Source organism: Pseudomonas sp. C11, assembly GCF_034683865.1.
Lineage (GTDB): Bacteria > Pseudomonadota > Gammaproteobacteria > Pseudomonadales > Pseudomonadaceae > Aquipseudomonas.
The window spans coordinates 1-1298 of record NZ_JAWIIP010000031.1; the positions used below are offsets into that span (position 1 = coordinate 1).

General features: G+C 54.6%; 1 protein-coding gene. It reads left to right on the forward strand.

Features of this window, described 5'->3' with window-relative positions:
• Positions 1–91: 91 nt before the first annotated feature.
• Entirely contained in the window at positions 92–1261 is a 1170-nt protein-coding gene (locus VC352_RS24790; protein ID WP_322982155.1) for an integrase core domain-containing protein, read from the forward strand.
• Positions 1262–1298: the final 37 nt, after the last annotated feature.

Below are 1298 nucleotides of genomic sequence, written 5' to 3' on the forward strand. Positions count from 1 at the left end.
GGTACGACTCACCCACATAGGTGACAAATCGGTTCAAGCACATGGGTAACAGTTTTTAACCTGGCAGAGGACTCCTCAGGAGGGTGACCTCATGCCTTGGCGAGAGCTGAAACCTATGGACGAAAAAGTGATGTTCATTGCTGATTACCTCCGGCAGGTAAACAGCTTCACGGGGCTATGCGAGCAATTCGGCATCAGCCGCAAGACGGGCTACAAGTGGGTTGAACGCTACAAGCAGTCAGGAATGAACGGGCTTGTTGAGCGGAGCCGGCGTAGGCATGAGCAAGAACGGATTCCCTATGTAATCCGTGAGTACATCATTGATCTGCGGCGACGCTCCACAGTTGATCTTGGCCCGAAAAAGATCCAGGTCTTGGTTGAGCAGCGTTACCCCGAGCAAAGCCCTTCCAGAACCACGATCTACACAATCCTCAAAGAGGCTGGGCTCATTACGCCCCGGAAAGTTCGCCGACGGGTACCCAGTTATCCAAAACCCCTGCAGGCCGCTGATGTACCCAATGAACTGTGGAGTGCCGATTACAAAGGCCAGTTTCTGACGCGTGACGGCAAGTGGTGTTATCCCCTGACCGTCATGGATCACGCCAGTCGTTACCTATTGGCCTGCGAAGGCATGCCGGGGACGCGTCTCGAGGAGACCAAGGCCGTCTTCGAGCGCCTGTTTCGTACATATGGATTACCCATGCGTCTAAGGACTGACAACGGCGTTCCCTTCGCCAGCACAGGCAAGACAGGCCTGACTCAGTTATCGATCTGGTGGTTGCGCCTGGGGATCATTCCAGAACGGATCGCGCCAGGAAGGCCTGAGCAGAATGGGCGGCACGAGAGGATGCACCGAACCTTGAAGCAGGCTGCTATCCAAACAGCAGCGTCGCATATGACGGAGCAGCAAGTGTGCTTCTATCAATTCATCCAGTACTACAACGAGCTACGCCCCCATGAGGCCCTGAATCAGCAGACACCACGGCAGTGCTATCAGGAGTCACCGCGTGCTTATCCAGAACAACTGCCCGAGTTGGCGTACCCGAGCCACATTGAGGTCTACAAGGCCGACTGCAGCGGTATCCTGAACAGAAGAGGGTTACGGATCTATGTGGGGCATTTGCTCAAACATGAGCGGATTGGGTTGGAACAGATAGGCGAAGAACTTTGGGCTGTTCACTTCGGCCCGGTTGTAATCGGTCGGCTTGATGAACGAGAGCAGCGGGACGGGTATCTAACCCTGCAGGTGTCACCCATGTGACTGAACTTTTTTGTAACCCATGTGAGTGACTCGTACA